Origin of the sequence: Clostridium ragsdalei P11, assembly GCF_001675165.1 — a bacterium.
GTDB lineage: Bacteria > Bacillota > Clostridia > Clostridiales > Clostridiaceae > Clostridium_B > Clostridium_B ragsdalei.
On the sequence record NZ_LROS01000004.1, the window covers coordinates 50,785 to 73,715 of the forward strand.

The 22,931-nt window shown below is 30.5% G+C and carries 23 protein-coding genes; 9 read left to right on the forward strand and 14 right to left on the reverse strand.

Going from position 1 to position 22,931, the window contains the following annotated elements; all coding sequences use genetic code 11:
- Positions 1-30: 30 nt before the first annotated feature.
- Together CLRAG_RS01935 and CLRAG_RS01940 are read right to left on the reverse strand one after the other, a co-directional pair.
- Positions 31-420 carry a flavodoxin family protein gene (locus tag CLRAG_RS01935; protein WP_065076829.1) on the reverse strand — a complete coding sequence of 130 codons (390 nt, stop codon included), beginning with the start codon at positions 418-420 and terminating at the stop codon, positions 31-33.
- Between the two features lie 34 nt (positions 421-454).
- Positions 455-859, reverse strand: a complete 405-nt coding sequence (locus CLRAG_RS01940) for a DUF5391 family protein (protein ID WP_065076830.1) — start codon at positions 857-859, stop codon at positions 455-457.
- Positions 860-972: 113 nt separating this feature from the next.
- On the opposite strand from CLRAG_RS01940, the gene CLRAG_RS01945 reads away from it, so the two are divergent.
- From CLRAG_RS01945 to CLRAG_RS01960, 4 genes are all read left to right on the forward strand, one after another.
- A complete protein-coding gene (locus CLRAG_RS01945; RefSeq protein WP_065076831.1) occupies positions 973-1,662 on the forward strand; it encodes a response regulator transcription factor in 690 nt (229 codons plus the stop codon).
- A gap of 19 nt (positions 1,663-1,681) precedes the next feature.
- Positions 1,682-2,734 carry a sensor histidine kinase gene (locus CLRAG_RS01950; RefSeq protein WP_065076832.1) on the forward strand — a complete coding sequence of 351 codons (1,053 nt, stop codon included), beginning with the start codon at positions 1,682-1,684 and terminating at the stop codon, positions 2,732-2,734.
- Positions 2,735-2,907: 173 nt separating this feature from the next.
- Positions 2,908-3,675, forward strand: a complete 768-nt coding sequence (locus tag CLRAG_RS01955; RefSeq protein WP_065076833.1) for an ABC transporter ATP-binding protein — start codon at positions 2,908-2,910, stop codon at positions 3,673-3,675.
- Positions 3,662-5,623: an FtsX-like permease family protein gene (locus tag CLRAG_RS01960; RefSeq protein WP_065076834.1), complete on the forward strand. Its 1,962-nt coding sequence runs from the start codon at positions 3,662-3,664 to the stop codon at positions 5,621-5,623. Before CLRAG_RS01955 ends, CLRAG_RS01960 begins: the two co-directional genes overlap by 14 nt.
- A 21-nt stretch (positions 5,624-5,644) precedes the next feature.
- On the opposite strand, the gene CLRAG_RS01965 is transcribed toward CLRAG_RS01960, so the two are convergent.
- From CLRAG_RS01965 to CLRAG_RS01980, 4 genes are read right to left on the reverse strand one after another with little or no spacing between them, the layout of a single operon-like run.
- Positions 5,645-6,502, reverse strand: a complete 858-nt coding sequence (locus tag CLRAG_RS01965) for an ABC transporter permease (RefSeq protein WP_065076835.1) — start codon at positions 6,500-6,502, stop codon at positions 5,645-5,647.
- Positions 6,502-7,407 (reverse strand): ABC transporter ATP-binding protein, encoded by a 906-nt coding sequence (locus CLRAG_RS01970; RefSeq protein ID WP_065076836.1) that lies wholly within the window; start codon positions 7,405-7,407, stop codon positions 6,502-6,504. Before CLRAG_RS01970 ends, CLRAG_RS01965 begins: the two co-directional genes overlap by 1 nt.
- A gap of 5 nt (positions 7,408-7,412) precedes the next feature.
- Complete coding sequence (locus CLRAG_RS01975; protein WP_065076837.1) at positions 7,413-8,519, reverse strand: zf-HC2 domain-containing protein; 1,107 nt, start codon at positions 8,517-8,519, stop codon at positions 7,413-7,415.
- Positions 8,520-8,522: 3 nt separating this feature from the next.
- Positions 8,523-9,053, reverse strand: coding sequence for an RNA polymerase sigma factor SigX (locus CLRAG_RS01980; RefSeq protein ID WP_065076838.1), 531 nt, complete (start codon positions 9,051-9,053; stop codon positions 8,523-8,525).
- A gap of 208 nt (positions 9,054-9,261) precedes the next feature.
- Here CLRAG_RS01980 and CLRAG_RS01985 point away from each other — a divergent pair, with 208 nt between their 5' ends.
- From CLRAG_RS01985 to CLRAG_RS02000, 4 genes are all read left to right on the forward strand, one after another.
- Positions 9,262-9,489, forward strand: a complete 228-nt coding sequence (locus CLRAG_RS01985) for a DUF2164 domain-containing protein (protein WP_065076839.1) — start codon at positions 9,262-9,264, stop codon at positions 9,487-9,489.
- A gap of 31 nt (positions 9,490-9,520) precedes the next feature.
- Positions 9,521-10,348: a pentapeptide repeat-containing protein gene (locus CLRAG_RS01990; RefSeq protein ID WP_065076840.1), complete on the forward strand. Its 828-nt coding sequence runs from the start codon at positions 9,521-9,523 to the stop codon at positions 10,346-10,348.
- Between the two features lie 360 nt (positions 10,349-10,708).
- Positions 10,709-11,371, forward strand: coding sequence for a chloramphenicol acetyltransferase (locus CLRAG_RS01995; RefSeq protein ID WP_065076841.1), 663 nt, complete (start codon positions 10,709-10,711; stop codon positions 11,369-11,371).
- Between the two features lie 106 nt (positions 11,372-11,477).
- A complete protein-coding gene (locus tag CLRAG_RS02000) occupies positions 11,478-12,032 on the forward strand; it encodes a rubrerythrin family protein (RefSeq protein ID WP_063601064.1) in 555 nt (184 codons plus the stop codon).
- A 313-nt stretch (positions 12,033-12,345) separates the two neighbouring features.
- On the opposite strand, the gene CLRAG_RS02005 is transcribed toward CLRAG_RS02000, so the two are convergent.
- The 7 genes from CLRAG_RS02005 to CLRAG_RS02035 all read right to left on the reverse strand — a co-directional run bounded on the left by CLRAG_RS02005 (position 12,346) and on the right by CLRAG_RS02035 (position 19,840).
- Positions 12,346-13,023, reverse strand: coding sequence for a fructose-6-phosphate aldolase (locus CLRAG_RS02005; RefSeq protein ID WP_065076883.1), 678 nt, complete (start codon positions 13,021-13,023; stop codon positions 12,346-12,348).
- Between the two features lie 41 nt (positions 13,024-13,064).
- Entirely contained in the window at positions 13,065-13,976 is a 912-nt protein-coding gene (locus tag CLRAG_RS02010) for a glycyl-radical enzyme activating protein (protein ID WP_065076842.1), read from the reverse strand.
- A 14-nt stretch (positions 13,977-13,990) separates the two neighbouring features.
- Positions 13,991-16,345, reverse strand: a complete 2,355-nt coding sequence (locus tag CLRAG_RS02015; RefSeq protein ID WP_065076843.1) for a glycyl radical protein — start codon at positions 16,343-16,345, stop codon at positions 13,991-13,993.
- A 137-nt stretch (positions 16,346-16,482) separates the two neighbouring features.
- Entirely contained in the window at positions 16,483-17,460 is a 978-nt protein-coding gene (locus tag CLRAG_RS02020) for a Gfo/Idh/MocA family protein (RefSeq protein ID WP_065076844.1), read from the reverse strand.
- Between the two features lie 70 nt (positions 17,461-17,530).
- Positions 17,531-17,851, reverse strand: coding sequence for a PTS fructose-like transporter subunit IIB (locus CLRAG_RS02025; protein WP_065076845.1), 321 nt, complete (start codon positions 17,849-17,851; stop codon positions 17,531-17,533).
- A gap of 198 nt (positions 17,852-18,049) precedes the next feature.
- A complete protein-coding gene (locus CLRAG_RS02030) occupies positions 18,050-19,150 on the reverse strand; it encodes a PTS fructose transporter subunit EIIC (RefSeq protein ID WP_065076846.1) in 1,101 nt (366 codons plus the stop codon).
- A 252-nt stretch (positions 19,151-19,402) separates the two neighbouring features.
- Positions 19,403-19,840 (reverse strand): PTS sugar transporter subunit IIA, encoded by a 438-nt coding sequence (locus tag CLRAG_RS02035; protein ID WP_065076847.1) that lies wholly within the window; start codon positions 19,838-19,840, stop codon positions 19,403-19,405.
- A gap of 179 nt (positions 19,841-20,019) precedes the next feature.
- On the opposite strand from CLRAG_RS02035, the gene CLRAG_RS02040 reads away from it, so the two are divergent.
- Entirely contained in the window at positions 20,020-20,784 is a 765-nt protein-coding gene (locus CLRAG_RS02040; RefSeq protein WP_065076848.1) for a DeoR/GlpR family DNA-binding transcription regulator, read from the forward strand.
- Between the two features lie 140 nt (positions 20,785-20,924).
- Here CLRAG_RS02040 and CLRAG_RS02045 read toward each other — a convergent pair whose 3' ends face one another.
- A complete protein-coding gene (locus tag CLRAG_RS02045; RefSeq protein WP_065076849.1) occupies positions 20,925-22,637 on the reverse strand; it encodes a sensor domain-containing diguanylate cyclase in 1,713 nt (570 codons plus the stop codon).
- Between the last annotated feature and the right edge of the window lie 294 nt (positions 22,638-22,931).

Genomic DNA, 22,931 nt, shown 5'->3' on the forward strand with positions numbered 1-22,931 from the left:
GTTATCAGGTCGTCCTTTTGCTATAGGTATTTATTCTGTAGAAAATGAGTGTTCCCCTATAAATGAACCTACTGCAACCACCTTAAATTCAGAATCTTTAGCTATGGAATAAAGTTCATTTAAAGCTACCCCATTATCCATATTTCCATAAAGAGTTATAAGTACAACTGGCTTGTTATTGCCTTTTAAACTTCTTAAAAAAGGCTCTACTATTTTAGGAATATGTGTTGCATAAACAGGTACTCCAATTAGAATTATATCTTCGCTAATTATATAACTATTTAAATTTCTAATTTTAGGTGATGTTATATCAATTAACCTATTATTATCTATACCCATACCTGCCACAATAAAATTAATAACTTTTTTAGTTGTTCCCGTAGGTGAAAAATATATCATTGCTGCTGAATTAATTATCATAAAATTATCCTTCCTTGTATAATCATACTTGGCATTACTTTGATGATGAACGAAATACTACTAAAAACCAAATAACATTTACAATTAACGATGCAATACAAATAACTCCCATTAGTGTATATAATGAATTTTTAGCAAATAAATTAGACATAAAGACAACTGCAATTAGCGAAAAGTCTGATAATATTCCAATTACCAAAACAAATGCCAATACAAATCTCACTGCTCTTATTCCTAATATATAAATGATTAAAGGTATTATATACAATAATAAAACAATACCCACAGATAACCACATGCCAAAAGAGTTAAATTTATTTGCATTAGGTCCAGAATTAGCAAGCGGCAAAAGAGAACTTATAACTATTAGTGAGCAAAAAAGTACTGCAGAAACTAATGTTATGGAAATAACTTTACATTCATTTTTTTGTTCTATCATTATTTAGACATCCTTTTCTGATTTTTGTTCATTCCAATTAAAAATGAATTATTAATTATATTATATTATGATAAAATGGAAATACACAACATTACTTTCAAGAGGTGTATTAAATGTATAACATAATGATAATTGAAGATGATAAAAAATTAAATAGCCTTATAAGAAATCATCTTAAAAAGTATGGATATCAAACTTGCTGTGTAAATGATTTTTGTGATATAAAAACTGAATTTATTAAAAATAACCCCCATCTTGTTCTTATGGATATCAACTTGCCTCTATATGATGGTTTTTACTGGTGCAGAGATATAAGAACAGTGTCAAATGTACCTATAATATTTCTTTCAGCTAGAAATTCTGATATGGATCAAGTTATGGCCATTGAAAATGGAGGGGATGATTATATAACCAAGCCTTTTTCCTATGATGTACTCATTGCAAAGATAAAAGGAGTTATAAGAAGAGTTTATGGCAGTTATTCCGAAAACAGCAGCAGTGAAATATTTGAATCAAATGGACTTTTTTTACATATAAATCAAAACGTAGTAGAATACCAAAGTAAAAAAATAGAATTTAGCAAAAAAGAATTTCAACTTTTATACTCTCTAATTAAAAATGCAAATAAAATTGTCTCAAGAGAAACGTTACTGGAAGTTTTATGGAATGATATTGACTTTGTTGATGACAATACATTATCCGTTAATATGACCCGAGTGAGGAAAAGACTTGAAGAACTTGGAATTACTAAAGTTATTGAAACCAAGCGTGGGCAAGGTTATAAAATAGTACCTAATTGGTAAAACAAAGCAGGTGAAATAAATGAATTTTAAAGATTTTCTTAAGGATAAGATACCTTTTGTAGTGGTTTATTTTTTAGCTACTTCTGCAGTTATACTTGTAATGTATCTTACTTTAATCATAAACAAAATTGAACTTATGAATAATAACATACTTTATGCCTTCTTAATTTCAATAATCTTTTTCATACTATTTTTGATATACGATTATTGTAAAAATAGATATTTTTATAATCAGCTAAATACAATGTTAAATTCAGGAAAAGATTTGGATGACATACTTAACATAGGAAGTTGTAAAACTTGCGAACAGGAAATGTTTAAAAAACTTCTGCTTAAAACCCATAAAATCTGCAGTAACAAAACTATAAAATTTGAAGAAACACATAAAGAATACATAAATTTCATAAATAAATGGGTACATCAAATGAAAACTCCTGTGTCCGTTATCAATCTTATACTTCAAGATGAAATGAATGAAGAAAATAGAGCTGTATTTGACAGTATATTAGAAGAAAATGAAAAGTTATCTCATGGCCTTGACATGATGCTTTACAATGCAAGAGTTAATGAATTTAATTTCGATTTTAATGTAGAAAGTTTAAATATAGTATCTATTGTTAGAAAAGTTATTAATGACAATAAAAAATCTCTCATAAGAAATCACATATTTCCTAAGCTTACAGATAATACAGCTATAACAGTAGAAACGGATAAAAAATGGATTTACTTTGTTATAAATCAAATAGTCGTAAATGCCATAAAGTATTCAAAACTCAAAATTCAGGCCAGTAAGTATATTAGCTTTAAAATTACAGATGAAAATTCTAAAGTCATACTTTCCATAAGTGATAAAGGTATAGGCATACCTAAAGAAGATTTAAATAGAGTATTCAATGCTTTCTTTACAGGTAAAAATGGAAGAAAAAGTGATGAATCTACAGGCATGGGAATGTATCTTACAAAGAAAATATGTGATAAACTTGGTCATGAAATTCTTGTAGAATCGGAAGAAGGTAAAGGTTCCACCTTTTCTATTGTATTTTTCAAGGGTAAAAACTTGTTTAAATTTTAATCTTTCAATATTGTAAGATTAAAATTGTATTTGAAAGAGAAATCGATACATTGATTTCTCTAATTTTTTTATAATATATACATAAAGTTCATGAGTTCTAACATTTCTCATTTAAAATGATGGAAATGTTATGAACAGCAGCCATGAAACTAACAAGTGAAAGGAATGATAACATGTCAGTATTAAAAGCTGAAAATATAAGTAAAATTTATGGTGACAAAAGAGGAAGTTTACAGGTAAAAGCCCTTGATAAATTTAATATTAGCATAGATGAAGACGAATTTGTAGGAGTTATGGGCCCTTCTGGAAGCGGAAAAAGTACCCTTTTAAATATTCTTGCAACAATAGATACTCCAACCTCAGGAGAGCTTTTCATAAATGGAGTTAATCCAGAAAAACTTGACGAAAAGAAAGCTGCTCTATTTAGGAGAAAGGAGCTTGGATTTATATTTCAAGACTTTAATTTACTAGATTCCCTATCAATAAAGGAAAATATAATACTTCCACTAGTACTCAATAAAACAAACACTCATGAAATAGAAAAAAAAGTAGATGATATTACTTCACTTTTAAATATAAAAAAGATTTTAGGTAAAAGACCTTATGAAACTTCAGGTGGCCAGCAGCAAAGAGCCGCTTGTGCAAGAGCACTAATTCACAATCCATCTATAATACTTGCAGATGAACCCACTGGAAATCTTGATTCTAAAGCTTCTCAGGATGTTATGGAATCTTTGACTAATTTAAATAATGAAAGAAAAGCAACTATAATGATGGTTACTCATGATCCTTTTGCAGCCAGCTTTTGTAAAAGAATAATAATGATTAAGGATGGAAGATTCTTTTTAGAAATTGTAAAAGGAGGTAATCGTCAAGCTTTCTTCAAAGAAATCATGGATTCACTTACTTTAATAGGAGGTCGCTACAATGACATTGCATAACATTGCTGTTAAAAACATAAAGGGAAATTTAAATAAATTTATAATGTACTATTTAAGTAATACCTTTGTAGTTATGGTATTTTTCATATTTGCAAATTTTCTTTTAAGTCCTAAGGCTTCTAGTTTAAAAAACATGGGGCAAGCCGGCGCAATTATGACAGAAACAGTTTATCTTTGTGAGTTTGTAATACTCATATTCACAGTTGTATTTACTAACTATTCTATATCAACTTTTTTAAAATCCAGAGAAAAAGAATTTGGGCTTTTATCAATGTTTGGACTGACAAAAAGCCAAGTAAGAAATTATGTTATGTTTGAAAACTTAATTGTTTCTTTATTTTCTATAAGTACAGGAATTATACTTGGTACTCTTTTTTCTAAGTTATTTTTTATGTCAATTTCAGCTATTTTGATTTTAAATGCTGAAATTCCTCTTACAATATCAATTAAAGCAGTAATATTAACTTCAGTATGTTTTTTAATATTGTTTCAAATAACTTGTTTTAGATCAAGCTATAAAATAAAAAGCAATAACATAATAGAGCTTTTAAAAGGCTCACGGGTTGCAAAGCCAGTACCTAAATTTTCTAGTAAAAAGGCAATTTTATCTATAGTATTAATTGGCTTTGGATACATTTTAGCAGTTTTTTCAGGTCAGGCTATTGTACTCACTATGTTCCCTATTTTAATTGTAGTAGTAACTGGCACCTATATGCTATACTCTCAATTCAGCATATATGTTACAAGTAAACTTAAAAATAATAATAAAATCTTTTATAAAGGCATCAATATGATAACATTATCTCAAATAATATATAAACTTAGTGACAATACAAAAATATTATTTGCTGTTTCAATACTTTCAGCTGTAACCTTAACAGCTTCTGCAAGTGTATACTCATTTCAAAAAACTGTACAAAAACAAACTATAATAGACTACCCACAGGATATAAGTTTTATTGAAAATGGATTAAATACACACAATGTAATATCTCCTAAAGAAGTAGAAAAAGTCTTTAAATCCTATGGAAATGAAATAAAATATAAAAGTAAAATTATTCTTATAAAAGCAACTAACAATGACTTATCTTCAAATAAGCACTCAAATTTTGAAGAACTCATCAATAAAAAGGATTTCTATATTATGTCCAACACTGATTACAACACTTTAGCAAGTGAGCAAAAAAAACCATCTATTAAATTAAATAATGGTGAAGTAATTGTTCACTATCATAATGTCATTGCAACTAAGGATAAGGATTTATTTGCTGATAAAAATTATTTAAAATTAAATACCGAAAACACTTCCATAAACTTAAAGCTTAAAAATGAAATAAATGGTGGAATAATTAATCAGGATAGCAAGAACTCCAATACTGCAGTAGTAAGCGATGATGAGTTTAACAAACTTAAAGCTGATATTAAGGATGCTAATCTTCAAGTTTATTATGGTTATACTATAAAAAATGGATTTAAAGCAATAAACTCAGTATCAAAGATAAAAAGTGAAATTCCAAAGGAAATGAAAAGCAGTTTTTCCGAAAGAGTATTAAGCTTTTCTAAAATGATGGAAGTTATGTCCACATTTTTCTTTATAGGAACCTTTATTTCAGTATTATTTTTCATAGCAACTTGCAGTATAATATATTTTAAGTTATTTAATGAAATTCAAAATGATAAGCATGAATTTACAGCTCTTAAAAAAATGGGAATGACTTCAGATGAAATAAAAAAAATAGTAAGTACTCAATGCTTTATAATGTTCTTTCTCCCTTTTGCAGTATCCTTTATTCATACTAGTTTTGCAATAAAGGCCTTAAGCAATATATTACAAACAAGCCTTAGCCTTTATTTAATGATCATAGTAGGAATTTATTTTCTACTTCAGGCAATTTACTTTTTCTTTTCAAGGACTATGTACGTAAAACAAATAAATACATGGCAGTAAATAAATTACTACCATGTATATTTATCCGATATCCTTTTTAGCAAATTCTTTAATACTCACAAATATGAAAAATACTAAATATACACATACATAGACCATCATCCATACACTTGGCGTAGTAGACTTCCCTGGTATACCAAAACCAAAACCTGACATAGGATTAAATGTCCCTAGAGAAGTAAAAATAGTAGAAATCATTTTTCTATAAATTACTTCAAAAGGAGAAATTAAACTTGAAATTATTCCAATGGTAGAAAGGGAATCATTTGCAATATATGCTCCTGCTTGCTCCATTACTCCACCAATTAATCCAAGTACATATAAAGCCACTACTACTATCCCATTATTTAAAGTTTTGAATTTAGTACTTCCATAAAGAGATATTGATAATATAGTCAAAGGCTGCAAAATAAAAAACAAGAATCCCTTAGCAAGTGCTGCTGTCCCAAAAGTTTCTACCATAGATATTCTATTTACAGTGGAAATAGTAATTACTGCTATATAAAGAAAAGTACTGTATAAAATAATAAGAATAGCTGTACCCAGGTATTTCCCAAGTATATATTCTTCTCTCTTAATTGGCTTTGTTAAAATGGTTAAAATAGTTCCATTTTCTATTTCAGAAGAAACCATTCCTATGGACAGCATTATAGTTAAAAATGCTACAAGTATGCTGGAAAAATAAAACCCAATTATAGAAATAGTTGAAGAAAGATTAGCAATCATATCTATCATGCCATTATTACCAGTCACATTATTACTTGTAAATTTAAAAATAATAGTTAAAAGGATAAGATATACTATGGTCAATATGCCTATAAAATGAAAGATTTTCTTTCTATAAATTTCCTTAAAAGTAGAAAGTGCAATAATAAACATTATTCTTCACCTCCTTCAATAAGTTTTATAAATATGTCTTCCAGACTATTCCTGTGAGGAATAAGTCCATACAACTTTCCGCCACCTGATATAATTAACGAAGCAGCTTCATGTACCTCATAGTTTTCCTTAACATGCATTTTAATGTTTTTCCCATCGAAAGTCATATCTTCATCAATTTTTTCAAGCTTATTTAAAATTTCATTATTTATATTTTCTACATGAATGTCCAAAACAGTATTTCCTTCTAAAAGATCATCGATTTTTCCTTGTTTTACAATACTTCCTTTGCTTATAATAGCTGCACTGTCGCAAATCATTTCTACTTCACTTAAAAGATGGCTATTTAAAAATACAGTTTTACCCATACCTTTTAGTTTCAACATAATATCTCTAACTTCTTTTCTACCTATAGGATCTAATGCAGAAGTAGGCTCATCCAAAAAAAGAAGCTCAGGATCACAAAGAAGAGCACTGGCAATTCCTATTCTCTGCTGCATGCCTTTACTATAAGTACCTATTTTACTTTTTTCAGCACCTTTTAGATTGACAATTTCAAGGACTTCTTCTATTTTTATAGAAGAAGTCTTCTTATCAAGTTTATATAATGAAGAGTGGAAGGACAGGAGGTCTAATCCTGTCATCCATTCTTGATATTTAAAAAGTTCAGGTAAATATCCTATCCTCTTCCTAGTTTCCAAATCTCCAATAGGCTTACCTAATATACGTGCATTTCCTGAAGTGGGAAACAGCAGCCCCACAAGGGTTTTTATAAATGTGCTTTTTCCTGCACCATTAGGTCCTAGAAACCCATAAATTTCACCTTTAGATACAGATATATTTATGTTTCTGCATCCTTTATTATTTTCATATATTTTAGAAAGATTTTCTGTTTCAATTACCAAATTTATCACCTCATAGACTCTGCTATTTTAAGCAATTCATTTTTGTCTGCATTACCATCAATACTAATTAAAACATTGTCCTTAAGAATTAAAATAGAAGAATGTTTCTTTTCCTTATCATTTTGGCTGTTATCAAAGCACCCAATGGCTTTCATACCATTTATATTCATTTCTTCAGATTTATCTCCTACATTTGGAATATACAAAGTACTTCTCCAATCCTTCATGGATTTCAGCTGATTTTGCATATCTTGCGGCAATACTGAAAGATCTGAAAGAGCATTAAATATTTCGTCCACATCTGCACCATCAGGTGCCACAATTTCCGGTACTTTGGTTTCTGACACAGCTATACGCTCGCCATTTGTTGAATCTTCATACATAATGCTTAACCCTCCAGCCATGCTTAAAGAAAAAGTTTTTCCATCTAAGTCTTTAGGAAATAGTTTTTTCCCTCCTAAAGATTTAAGAAGCCCATTTATATTTTCTACATTTAAAGTAAAATCCATTTTGGAAGGCTTATCTATTGAAATATTCTTTACTTCTTTTGATGGCATATTTTGAGGTATAGATATTGTGAATGGCAGTGCTTTTTTTGCTTCATCTATAGTAACATTTTTTTGTTCGCCGCCCTGATATTTAACTTTGCCTATTTTATCAATATTAATATCTGCCTTATGGTCTATAAGTTCATTTTTAAGTTTTGTAATATCATCTAATGAAATATTTACACTTTTGATATCCTTTGCTCTAAAAATTGAAACTGCATTAATAACTGATGCTCTTATAGGCTCTACAGAAACACAAGTAGTTATGACAAGTGCTGCACAAGCTGCTGCTGCTATTTTTTTATATTTTTTCATAATTTTAAACTCTCCTTTTTTATTTTTTACTTCAATATCCCTATTTTCTATTTCTACATGATTTATTTTAAAATCTCTCTCATAACCTTGAAGCTTTTCCACGGCAAAACTATTTATAGACTTCAATTCTTTATAAACTTCTTTGCATTTTCCACATTGAAAAAGGTGCATTTCCACTTCTTTTATTTCAGCATTACTAAGTTCTCCATCAATATATGCTTGAATGCTTCCTTCACTTAGACACTTCACTTTTTATTCACCTCTCTCTTCTAAGCTTAAATAGCTTTCTTTAAATTTTCTTTGTGCTCTTGATATAAGTGTGCCTACAGAGTTTTTATCTACTCCAATTATTTCTGCGATTTCACTATATTTGTATCCTGAAAATTTAAGAACCAGACACATACGATCCCTAGGTGGAAGTGCATTCAGTACTTTTTTAGTTAAATCTACTTCACAATTATTAATTGCAACTTCTTCAATTGAAATAACGTTATCTGTTTCTTTTTTATAAATCATCTCATTTTTTCCTTCATGAATTTTTTTATTTCTTATATAATTGTAGGAAGTATTGGTAGAAACCTTATTTAACCATGCAGCAATGTTATTGTGGTCAGGTGGTGAATCATATAACTTCATAAATACTTCCTGTGCCAAGTCTTCAGCTGCATGCATGTCCCCAGTAAGGTAGGAAATTCTTCTGAAGATGGTGTCATAATATTTCTCATATATAGCTTTAAAATTTTGCTCATATTTTTTCTTCTTAAAATAACTGATAACACCCATATTTTTGACTGTATTCCTCCTTCTAGGTATTCTTGTTCAAAAGTTTTTGATTAATATATTCTAGAATATACTTGATACCTTTTTTGCTAAATTTGGTATCTATAATATTAACACATAAGTATTAAAAATTATGACAAGAATTATGATATAATTAATAAACTATTTTAAAATCATGAAAAATAACAATTTTAAATGGAGGTATGCTATAATGAACAAAATTAGATTAAACAAAGAGAAAAAACAGGAAATGATTTCTACGATAAAGAACTATTTTCTAAATGAAAGAGATGAAGAATTAGGTGATTTGGCCTCAAGCTTGATGCTAGATTTTATAGTAGAAGAACTAGCTCCAGAATTTTATAATCAGGGAGTTTATGATTGTTATAAATATGTTGCTGATAGAAATGAAGATTTATTATCCCTTCAAATATATTAACTTATATACAAATTAGGAGAATGCTAAAAATATGATATATACACATGAAGATAAACGCAATAACGAATTAAGAGTTGACTGTAAAAAATGTTTTGGATTATGCTGCATTGCACTATACTTCTCAGCATCCGAAGGTTTTCCAACGAATAAAAACGCAGGTACCCCCTGTATAAATTTACAACCTGACTTTGCCTGTTCTGTTCACAAAAACCTTAGGAACAAAGGTCTTAAAGGTTGTACTGCATATGATTGTTTTGGTGCTGGTCAGAAATTAGCCCAGATTACCTGCAGCGGACGTGATTGGCATCAAAGCTCTGAATACGCTAAGAAAATGTTTGATGCCTTCTTAATTATGAGACAGCTTCACGAAATACTATGGTATCTTTCTGAAGCATATACCCTGCAAACAGATAACAGTATCAAAGAAGATATAAACTCCTTAATCGACAATACCGAAGACCTTACTCTTCTTGATATTGATTCTCTATTATCACTAGATGTAGAAACTCATAGAAACAAGGTTAATGTAATACTTAGAAATACAAGCGAGCTTATACGTTCCAAAGTTCATAGAAAAAACCCTTTATCTCATAAATTAGATTATTTTGGTGCAGACCTGAGAAAAACTAATCTTAGAGGTGCAGACTTAAGGGGAACGTGCCTTATTGCTGCAAACCTTAGAGGAGTTGATTTAAGTTATGCTGATCTCATTGGAGCTGACCTGCGAGATGCTGATCTCAGTGGAGCCAATCTCTCAAAAAGCATCTTTCTTACTCAGTCTCAAATCAATACAGCTAAAGGTAATTCCCATACAAAACTGCCTATAATGATAATCCGCCCAAGCTATTGGTCAAAATAATTATAGCTAATATTATTAAACAAACATCCTATGTTATAATTAGAATATAAATAACTTAACTTTTGCACATATAAGATTTTAATTAATAGTTAATAATGAAGATTTAATAGTTAATGTGGATTTTTTTCCGTTACACTACAAAAAATCTTTGATTAAGCTTTTCATCACTCGTTTTACTAAAGCAGAACATTGCTGCTTTATATAAATTTAAAGATTTTTTGCGACAGCTAAAAATCATCCTCCACTATTAATTTTTCATTATTAATTCTTAACTTGCGAAGCTTTGCTTCGCAATATTTTTAAACTGCGAAAGTTGAGTAAATAAGCTATAATATAGTACAAGGAACGAGGGGTTAGTTTATGTTTCATGTAGTTGATTTTGAAAAATGGGAAAGGCGTGAACACTTTAAATATTATACTGAACAGCTTAAATGTGCCTATAGTATTACCGCAAATCTTGATGTTACTTTATTTAAGGAATCATTAAAAAAGAATAATTTGAAATTTTATCCTTCATTTATATATTGTGTTAGTTATAACATAAATTCTATGCCAGAATTCCGTATGCGTCTTGGGGAAAACAATCAATTAATTGTATATGATATTGTCCATCCTAACTATACAATTTTTCATAAAGATGATCATACATTCTCAGACATTTGGTCAGAATATACAGATGACTTTTATAAATTTTATGATAATTATAAATGTGATATGGAAAAATACTCACATATTAAAGGTGTAAAAATTAAGGCAAACCAGCCTAAAAATTTCTACTGCATATCTTGTGTTCCATGGCTCACATTTACAGGATATTCAACATACAGCAGTGAATCCAGTCCATCTTTAATGCCAATTATAACCTATGGGAAATATCATGAAGAAAACGGAAAATGGTTAATGCCATTTACTGTGACAATATCACATGCAGCCGCTGATGGATATCATGTAAGCAAGTTAATTAACAGCATACAAGAAACAATAGATAAATTTAATATTGAGAAAAATAAAGCAGTTTTATGATTAATGCGCTATTGCAAGTTATGTAGTCAATTTAATTTACCATATGAATATTAACATATATTATAGATAATAATATATATTACAGATATGAAAGGATGTGTACAAAATGGCATTAAATAATGCAATGACCGCTGATTTTTTACGATCTGCATATGGTGGAGAAAGTATGGCTCATATGAGATATCTCATTTGGGGAGATCATGCTGAGAAAGCTGGATATCCTAACATTGCCAGACTTTTTAGAGGCATAGCCTATGCAGAATGGGCACATGCTAAAAATCATTTCAATGTACTTAAAAATCAAGTTGGTGACAATACAGTTGCAGCTGGTGCTGTATTTGGAAATACCGATATTGTAGAAAACCTCCAGGGAGCAATAAATGGAGAACTTCATGAAGTAGATCAAATGTATCCTGTATATCTTGAAACTGCAAGATTTCAAAATGAAAAAGATGCTGAAAGATCATTTCATTTTGCACTAGAAGCTGAAAAAATACATGCCAATATGTTTAAGGGGGCACAGGAAGCAGCTAAATCAGGAAAAGATATTCCAAATCAAAAGATATATGTTTGTCCAATTTGCGGATATACATACATGGGTGATAATGTCAGTGATTGCCCAGTTTGTGGCGCAAAGAAAGAAATCTTCAAAGAATTTTAATATCAACAATATTTTTAACGTTTTCTCATAAACAGAATTCTTGGTTTCAGGTGGAGTTTTTTTCTCCATCTGAAACTTATTAACAGGATTCTTAGTGCTTTAGCACTTAGAAGGCGTTATCCTTTAGGGGAAATCGTTATCCAGGGGCGTACCAGCCGTTATCCCCCACTTTATAAGAAAAGCAGATATCCCAAATCTTTGATTTGGTGATAGTCGCTTTCACAGAGTGCGATGGGGGTATTACGGCTGGTAGCCATCGGACAAATACATTGAGCCTGTATCAAAATAATTTTGATACAGGCTCAATCTTAAATTAACAATCTAGCATAGTTTTTCCTTCACCACACAGCTTTTCAAAATCTTTTGTAAATGCCTTTATTGCACAATCAACTGCATCTAATTTAATTAATCCTTCAATTACATCTGGAGCAACTGTTGCGGCTCCAACACCATATTTAGCTAATTCTAAAACTTGTTGTGAATTTTTAAAACTTGCTGCAAGAACTTCTGTCTTTAAATCATTCTTTTTAAATATATCATGAATATCTTTTGCAACTTTTATACCATCTGCACCTATATTGTCAATTCTATTTACATATGGAGCTGCATAGCTAGCACCAGCTTTTCCTGCCAAATAAGCCTGCATCTGTGTATAGACAGCAGTTGCTGTAATATTAGCACCTTCTGCTGCAAGAGCCTTTATTGCCTTTAATCCTTCTCTTGATACTGGAACCTTTACATAAGTACTAGGCCCCAATTCTTGTTGAATTTTATGTGCCTCTCTAACCATTGATTCAGCATCTTTGGAAACAACTTGTACGTGAAGTTCTGCATCTTTTCCAATAAATTTTCTAATTGCCTTTAATACCTCATAGGGATTTTTTCCTTCTTTAGCTAGAATAGATGGATTAGTAGTTACTCCATCTATTGGATAATAATCATACATTTCCTTAATTCGATCTAAATTTGCAAAATCTACAATAAGTTTCATAAATCTCATTTCCTTTCTTCCACTGCATATTGCAATTTATTTTAAGCTTCAATAATGAGGCTTTTTACTCCTGCATTTCTTGCCACTTCTCTAAACTCGTTCATTTCATCTTCATTATACATTTTAGGATTATCGTAAAAACAATATTCTTCTTCCACTAAATTATACTTTGCCTTGGCAAGAGGATTATAATTCAATAATTCATACTTTACATCTGGATAAATACCAGTGATAAATTTAGCTATAACATAGATATTTTCTTTAGTTGCCGTCATTTTGGGAATAAGCGGCGTTCTAATAATTACCTTATTTCTTTTATTCGATTCCAATATAAATTTTATATTTTCTTTTATTTCATCATTGTAAACTCCAGTTAACTCTTTATGTTTTTCCCTATTAAATACTTTTAAATCTGCATAAATAGAATCCAAATAAAAAAGAGCATCCTTAATCGTATCTTTAGCTGCGTAAAGTGAAGTTTCTATTGCTGTATGAATTCCATTTTCTTTTAACATCTTTAGTAGGGATATTGCAAAGTCTTTCTGAAAAAGTGGTTCTCCTCCTGATAAGGTAACTCCTCCACCATATTTAAAAAATGCTTTATCTTTTAACACAAACTTCACTAATTCCTCCACAGTATATAACTTACAATCCATAGTCAAGCATCCTGCTGGGCATGCATCTATAGGATCTTTCCACTCATCTGTGGCACTTTTGTCAATATAAAGCTTGTTATTCTTTAAAGTAATGGATTTATTTTTGCACACTTTAGTACAGCTTCCACAGTGTATACACTGATTTTCTAAGTACATGAGCTTAGGCTCTAAGGAAAAACTCTCTGGATTCTGGCACCACACACAGCGAAGTGGGCATCCCTTTAAAAAGATTGTGGTTCTAATTCCCTCTCCATCATGTGTTGAAAATCTCCTAACATCAAATACTTTACCAATCACTTAATCACCTGCACTTATATATTACCATAACTTGTTCTAGCAATAATTTCATTTTGAAGTTCTCCTGCCAGTTCTGTAAAATAAGCAGTATATCCTGCAACTCTAACAGTTAAACTTCTATAATTTTCAGGATTCTTTTGTGCTGCAATCAAATCTTCTTTTCTCACTACGTTGAATTGTATATGTGGTATTTCTAAATCCACAAAAGTTCTTAAAAATTTAGCAAACTTATCTATATTACTTTCGGTCTTAAAGAATTCAGGTAAAAACTTCATATTTAAGAGTCCACCATTAGTAGTTAAGTAATTGTCTAATGAAGAAACTGACTTTAGTACTGCTGTTGGACCGGCAATATCTCTTCCATATACGGGAGACATACCCCCATCTGCCAGAGGTGTTTTTGCATATCTTCCATCTGGTGAAGCTCCAACATTTTCTCCCATAGGTACATGAGCAGAGACTGTATACATTCCTGTATGATACCTGCCCCCGCGATAATTTGTATAGCAGCTTAACTTTTTACTGAAAAATCTTGCCCACTTCGCACCAAGTTCATCAACATAGTCAATGTCATTGCCATACTTTGGTGCACGCTTAAGCAGCATAGTACGTATTACTTCATATCCTTCAAAATTATTTTGCAGTGCTTTTAGTAAATCTTCTTTTGATATTCTCTTTTCTTCATATACTAAAAGTTTAATAGCAGCTAAACTGTCTGCCAGGTTAGCTATTTGTATCATCTGAATTCCTGAAAAGTTATAAACAGCTCCTCCTTTTGTAACATCCATTCCCTTTTCAATGCAATTGTCAATTACAGAAGATAAAAATGGGGATGGCAATATATCTATATGTGCTTTTTCTACTTCTTCACAGGCTAGTATCATTTTATCCATAAAATAAGTGATACTATTTGCAAAAGCTTCTTCTAATTCTTCAAAAGTTTCATAATCAGTTAAATTCCCTAAATCAGGGCCAATTTTATCTCCACTTAATAGAGACCTTCCATTGTTTAAGGTTAGCTCCAATACTTTGTCTAAATTGAACATAGCAGCATCACTCCACCCAAGATTATTGCCCTGGGTAGTGATTTCCACGCATCCTACAACAGCGTAATCCCTTGCATCTTTTTCTTTTACACCTAACTTCATCATGGAAGAAATAATAGCCTCATCATTAAAAAATTGCGGCATTCCACTTCCCTTTGACACTACTTTTACTGCTTCCTTTAAAAGCCACTCGTTAGTTTTTTTATGAAGCCTTACTGATAAGTTAGGCTGTGGTAATCCTAAATGCTCTTGTGCTTTTAAAAACAGAAAAGATAGTTCATTAAAAAAATCATTGCCTTTTTCATCTTGGCCGCCAATTACAACATTGAACCCAATTGGAAAACCTGCAAAAAACTTTGCACTGTGTGAATTTCTCAAATAGACAATTTGATTGAATTTAAGCCAAAGACATTCTATAATTTCCAAAGCTTTTTGATTATCAATTTTTCCACTGTCAATATCTTTCTTATAAAAGGGATATAAGAATTTATCCATTCTGCCTGGTGAAAAAGAAGATGCATTTGATTCCATGTGAAGAATAACAAATAAAAACCAAATAGACTGTACAGCTTCATGAAAAGAATTTGGAGAATTCATACTCAAACTTTTACAATTTAATGCAACTTGAAGCATATTGGCCTTATTTTCTTCATTTGATTCTTCCTTTGATTTTTCTATTAAAAGATCATGATATCGCATCATAAACCTTTGAGTACCTTCCATTACCAAAATAACACTGTTATAAAAATGCTGCTGCTCTTTAGAAGCACCTTCTAATCTCAAAACAGCTTGATTTTTTAATCCCTCAGGTCCGTATTTTAACCAGCTTTCACAATCTGGACAAATATGACCTTGTGCATGATCTTTTTGATTGATTTTAACTACCTTTGCAATTTCATCTATCTCTTTTCCATACCGTTTTCTAATTACATCTTCCAAGGATTTTCCGTTAAAATATGGCTTAATAACTTCTCTAAAAGTAGTAATATCTTCTTTTCTTACATTAAATCTATCTTGAGGCCTTGTTGGAAGGGTTTCTATTTCACGATCAACCCAAGAACTTCCGCTTTCAGGAAATACAACACCATGTCTTACACCCATTGTACGATTTCCAACAATCATCTCTTCTGGCTCTACCGCAATATTCAAGTGTGTCAATACATTTTTTAGAGCAAGTGCCCTTTTAATAATAATGGGTTTATCTTCATTTTCTTTATATGTTTTGGTGATAATAAGTGCTTGTTCAATAGATACGTATTTTGGCTCATCCATCATTTTTTTCTTTAGCCAGGCTATTCTGTCCGTTTGAATTAACTCTTCCATACAACTCACCTTCTTTATTACCTATAGAATACTTTTATTGTTATCTATTATTTACACTTATATTATACAGTGATTTTTAGATTTTTACAACAATATTTGTATTATTATTTATTGTTTATTATTGTTTTATATTCTTTCTAAACATCTGCCGGAAATTTAATTCCCATTTTTCTTCTCGCTTCATCCATTATACTAAGTTCCATAAGAGAACACTTATTATACTCATCTGCATTTTCCTTTATTTGAATAAGTCTAATTAACTCTTCTACTTCGTAATACATATTGTTATCATACTTATTGATATTTATATACTCTTTTTTCCCATTATTATATATAATAGTAACTTGCCTTGTATCTGGTATTTCTTTTATGATCATACATCCCTTCTCACCTTGAATTTGACTTGGTAATTTAGAGTTTGTAATCTTGGAGTATAAAAGTTCCCCCTGCATATTTTCATAGTTCACCATAATAGTTCCAGCACCATCCACTCCGTTTTTTAAAATTACAGAACTTGCCCATATACTTTTAGGCATTCCAAAAAGCTTAACTAATGGATGAATACAATATACCCCAATATCCATTAGTGCCCCATTAGAAAAAACAGGATTAAATGCATTTTCAACAATTCCTTTTTTGAAATTATCATATCTGGAAGAATATTGACAATATTGAAATGTAATCCTTCTAATAGTTCCAAGCTTAATAAGATTGTTCTCTATGGCCCTAAATCCTGGATCAAATATAGAACGCATTGCTTCTAAAAGAATTACTCCATTTTCTTTAGATGCTTTTATCATCTGCTCTAATTCCTTTTTATTAGATGCTATAGTTTTTTCACATAATACATGTTTTTTGCCCCTTAGCATTTTAATTGACTGAAAAGCATGAAAACTATTTGGACTAGCTATATAAACAGCATCTACTTCTCTACTTTCCGCAAGTTCATCTAAATCATCATACGCCAATGCAGCTTCGTATCTACTTGCATATTCTAAAGCTCTTTCCTTTGTCCTTGAATACACTGCAGTGAGTTCAAAATTCTTGCATAACTTAGCTGCTTCTATGAACCTATCAGTGATTTTACTTGTTCCTATTACAGCAAACTTCACCATTATGCTTCCCACTTCTTTCAAATATTTAATTATATCAAATAAGCTGTTGGAATAACCAACAGCTTATTTATTATTGTTTTTTGCTATTAACATACGCTTCAACTTTGTCAATTATTTGATCTGATTTTTTAACTACATCGCTAACTCCAACTTTGACGGTTGGCAATCCGTTAAATCTTTCCGTTTCCTTTATACCAATATCTTTAGTTAATATAACTACATCTGCATCTTTTACATCATCCATAGTAATTTTATTTTCTATACCTATTGAACCTTGAGTTTCGACCTTTATTTCAATTCCCTTGGCTTTTGCTGCTTTTTCCAATGCCTCTGCAGCCATATAAGTATGTGCAACTCCTGATGGACAAGCCGTAACTGCTAATATCTTCATTTTAATTCATCTCCTATTATCTTGTTTTAACCTATATTAGGCATTTTCAAAGAAATAACTAGTCAGTATGCTAGCCTATTTTTTATCATACTGCGTCGGTAGAACCCTTAGATAGGATTCACTATCTGCGGAACCTGCCTCCTTGTCTGATAAAAAATATTCGTCGCATCTTTGACTTGTTATTTTCTTTCAAATGCCTTATTCGAAATCCAAATTTAGCTCTTCACCATCTCCACCATGGTCATCATTACGTTTTTCTGTGACTGGTTTCTTTAAAATATTTACCATCAATGCTGTTACAGCAACACCTACCAAAGTAGCTATAATATAACCAAATTTACCTGTAGCTACTGGCAATACTATCCATCCACCCCAAGGTGCAGGATTTCCAGACCCTAATAACATTGCAGTAACTGCCCCACTGGCAGAACCCACTATTAAAGAAGGAATAACCTTCAATGGATCTGATGCAGCAAAAGGTATAGCTCCTTCTGTTATTCCTATTAACCCCATCAATATACCAGCTTTTCCTGCTTCTTTTTCTTCAGTTGAGTACTTTTTAGGTGCTAAGAAAGTAGCTACACCCATCCCAATTGGAGGAGTACATATTGCAACACCTATGGCTGCCATTATTTTTAGTGCTATAGGACTTGCCATTCCAGTTGTAGGATTTATCGTTCCTACCATTGCCGCTCCAAATCCATATGCAACTTTGTTTACTGGACCTCCCATATCAAAAGCTATCATTGAACCTAAAACTATTCCTAAAAGTACCAAATTTCCAGTACCTAACCCTTCTAGCCAAGCCTTCATTCCTGTCATAGCTCCTGCAACAGGAGTTCCTATAACCCAAACCATAAGTGTACCTATGATAAATGTACCTATTAGTGGAATAACAAATATTGGCATTACAGAACGCATAATTGAAGGAACTTTTATTTTCTTTAAATAAAAAACTACTATACCTGCAAGCAAACCTGCTATAATTCCTCCTAAGAATCCCGCTCCAATTTGATTTGAGAGATACCCACCAATAGCTCCTGGTGCTATACCTGGCCTATCTACCATTGAAAATGCTATAAATCCTGCTAGTATAGGAACCATTAATCCAAGTCCAGCTGCTCCTATATTAAACAAATCATTCAACCTTGTTCCTTTAGGTGGAACTGCTGCTGAACCGTATAATAAAACTGAAAGTGCTAATAAAACTCCTCCTGATACAACAAAAGGAATCATGTATGAAACACCTGTCATTAGATGCTGTCTCGTATTTTTTAATAAATCCTTTAAATCATCCATTTTACTTACCTCCACTCTTATTGTTTAATATATCAACTTTCATACATATAAAATTTAAATTAATAGTTAAGAATGAAGAATTAATAGTTAATGTGGATTTTTTTCCGTTACACTACAAAAAATCTTTAATTAAATTTTTGAAAGCTCGTTTTGCTAAAGCAAAACATTACTAAGCACTGACTTATATAAATTAAAAGATTTTTTGCGACAGCTAAAAATCATCTTTCACTATTAATTTTTCATTACTAATTCTTAACTATCCAATGCTTCTAATATCTCTTCTATGTTAGAAGCTTCTCGCAGCTTAGTTCTAAACTCCTCTCTCATAATCTTTCTGGAGAGCTGAGCAAGAATCTGCAAATGCCTATCTCCGGCTTCTTTTTCTGGTACAGCAATTAAAAATACATACTTTACCGATTCTTCTTCACTCCACTTAACTTCCTTTTTTAGTCTAGCAAAAGCTACTGCAGCACTTTTTACAGAGTCAGATTTACCATGGGGAATAGCTACATCAAATCCTATAGATGTAGGAAAATCCTCTTCTCTTTTAAATACCTGCTTGACATAGCCATCAAAATCTATTAATTTGTCCTGTTTTTCTATAAGCTTTGAAAGCTTTCTAATAACTTCTTCTTTAGAAGAAGCTTCTAAATCTAATACAACAAGGTCTTTATTTATTATGTCATTCATTATTATATCCTCCTCAGTAAAAACATTAATTATCTTATCTATGCCATTTTACATTTGTTTCAATCATAATCTTTTTTGAATTCTTCAATGTATTTCCACATTATAAATGAAATTTTGATATAATAATATTAGTATGAATCAATAAGATTCAATTATGTAACATAAAGGGGAGGTAACTTTTGTTTCCAGAAGAAAGACATGATAAAATAATAAATATTTTACATAAAGAAGGAAAAGTGGTTGTCAAAAATTTAAGTTCCAAATTTAATGTAACAGAGGACTGCATTAGAAAGGACTTGAAAATATTAGAAAATAAAAATTTGCTGCAGCGAACTTATGGAGGTGCCGTATCTGTTAGACATTCAGCTCCCAAGCAGGACATTTCTATAAGGAAAAATATTAGTGTAGAATCAAAAGAAGTTATAGCTGAAAAAGCTTTTAATTCTATTTTCGAAAATGAAACGATTTTTCTAGATATATCAACTACAAATATGATGTTGGCTGAAAAGCTTTCAAAGAGCCCAAAAAAGCTCACAGTAGTAACCAATATGCTTGATATAATCTCAATACTAAATAAACAAGATAATAATATTAACGTTATTTGTACTGGAGGAGTTCTTAGCAAAGATTTAGATGGATTTACAGGTTCAATGGCTATTGAAAGTATCATTAACTACAAGCCCAACAAATGTTTTATAGGAAGCTGTGGAGTAAACATATTTGACAAAAGTGTCACTACTTTTGATGTAGAAGATGGAAACACAAAAAAAGCCATAATAAATGGGAGTAAAGAAATATTTTTGGTTATGGAAAATAGTAAATTTTATATTGATGGTACTTATAAATTTGCTACCCTTTATGATATAAATACAATTATTACAGAGTCTCCACCAGACAAGGAAATTACAAATCTATTAGCTAAAACTGATACTAAATTTATCTAATATAAAAAACTTTTGTAGATAAATCTGCTTAAAAGTTAAGAATTGACAATGAACAGTTGGCAATTAATTGCCAACTGTTTAAAAACATGTATACGTGTTAAAAAGGTTGACATACTAATTAATTAGTGCAACATATTTAGCTATACTACAATTTTATTCCTTCCACTATTCTTAGCTTCATATAATAAATCATCAACAATTTTTATACATTCCATATTTGTATTTGACTTATTTTCATACAGTCCGCCACTTATAGTAACTTTTATTCCATCTTCCCATGGAAAAGTATTGACTTTATTTCTAATTCTTTCTCCTATTTCTACTAACCTTTCCTGCTTTGTATTGGGTAAAATAACAATAAATTCCTCCCCACCATATCTTCCTGCATAATCCGTGTCCCCTATACATTCCATTATTACTTTACTTATATCAGTTAAAACCTTGTCTCCCTGTAGATGCCCATAATTGTCATTAATCAATTTAAAATAATCCACATCAAACATCATTATACTAAATATTTCACCTTCATTTATATACCTTATCATAACTTTATCTAATATTTCTTCAATATAATTTCTTTTATATAAGCCCGTAAGGTCATCTCTAATAGACTTTTCATATATAATACGATTTTCTATCTTTAGTTTTTCTGCATTAATTATCTCATCAGAATATTGCATTACAATTACATAGGTTTCTAAAAAAGCAAAAATAAGCATACCTACCTGAAAACCATACCTGCCATATATCATTCCATTGTTTATGAGTATATCATTTGCTGCTGTAGCAATTAAAGCAATGAATGCTACAAATGATATTATTCCTTCTTTTTTTCTTACTTTTTTTATAAAAAATAACAATATACCAATCACAATAAATATCAAAATAGCTTCACCTAAAAAGGATAATCTATCATAAAAAGTATTATTAGTTATAAGACATATAATAGTAAAAGGTATTGAAAAGCACAATGATATATTAACTAACTTTTTAGGAAAATCTGAGAATAATTTTCCTAAAAGTAAGACATAAATTGGTATGTATAAATAGTATGTAATTGCCGCTGTTTTGCTAAGCAATTCAAAAGGCATATTGGGAAAAATATGCACAATTATTCTTTCATTTAAAACCAAACACCTTAGCTGCGTAAGCAAGCATAATATAGAAAAATATAGGCAAAACTTATTATTTTTCAAACGCGTATACAAGCATAAAAATAGCAATTCTACAATAAATAGGACTCCTATTATAATTAAATCACCGCCTGCATTTACTATAAATTTATTCATAATTCTATCCTTAAGTCCAAGATCAAAAGGTTTTAATACTGGATAAAGGATTCTGTAATTGGATGCTTGAATTACTATATCGGCAACTCCATTTTGTGCTGTAAAATATGTATAACTTGGCAAGTATATAGATTTTTCTTTTTCATAACTTTTACCTACTTGTCCCACTTGTCCTTGTAAAATACCATTCACCCAAATCTTTGAAGCTGACAAAAAGCTTCCTATTCTAAGCCCATAGACAACCCCTTCTGGAAGAAATATTTTCAAATGTACTGTCATATATCCAGTATTTTTTCCATTTAGCTGTGTTGTCAGTTTATCTGGTAAAGTCAAATACTTATCAGCTTTTTCATGTTTCACTTGTTCTGGTTTAAGAAGTTTATTCACATACAGCTCCAATTGTCCTTCAATCTTTACATTTCCTCTTCGCTCAAAATCATAATTATTTAAATTTAGAATTCCTTTATCTGCCTTAATATGACTATGCATATTAGAGTCATTAAAAGCTGGAGATATGCCTACTAATAAAGCTATAAGAATAATAGGTAAAATAAATTTTTTCATACGATACCTCCGGTTAACAGTGTATTACTAAAATATTATTACATACTTACTGAATTATCAATGTCACAAATTAACATACTATTTATAGGTTTTTCTATATATAAATAGAACAAGTGTAAATGCCATTTGTAATTAACATTTACACTATAAATAACAACATTTATTATTTAGATTTAACTTCGTAATAGGCTATTTTATGTGTTATAACACTGTCTGTTGTCTTATTGTTGTTATATTGAACAACATCTACCTTATGTTTTCCTACTTTAAGGGCATTGCCCTTAAGATTTATAG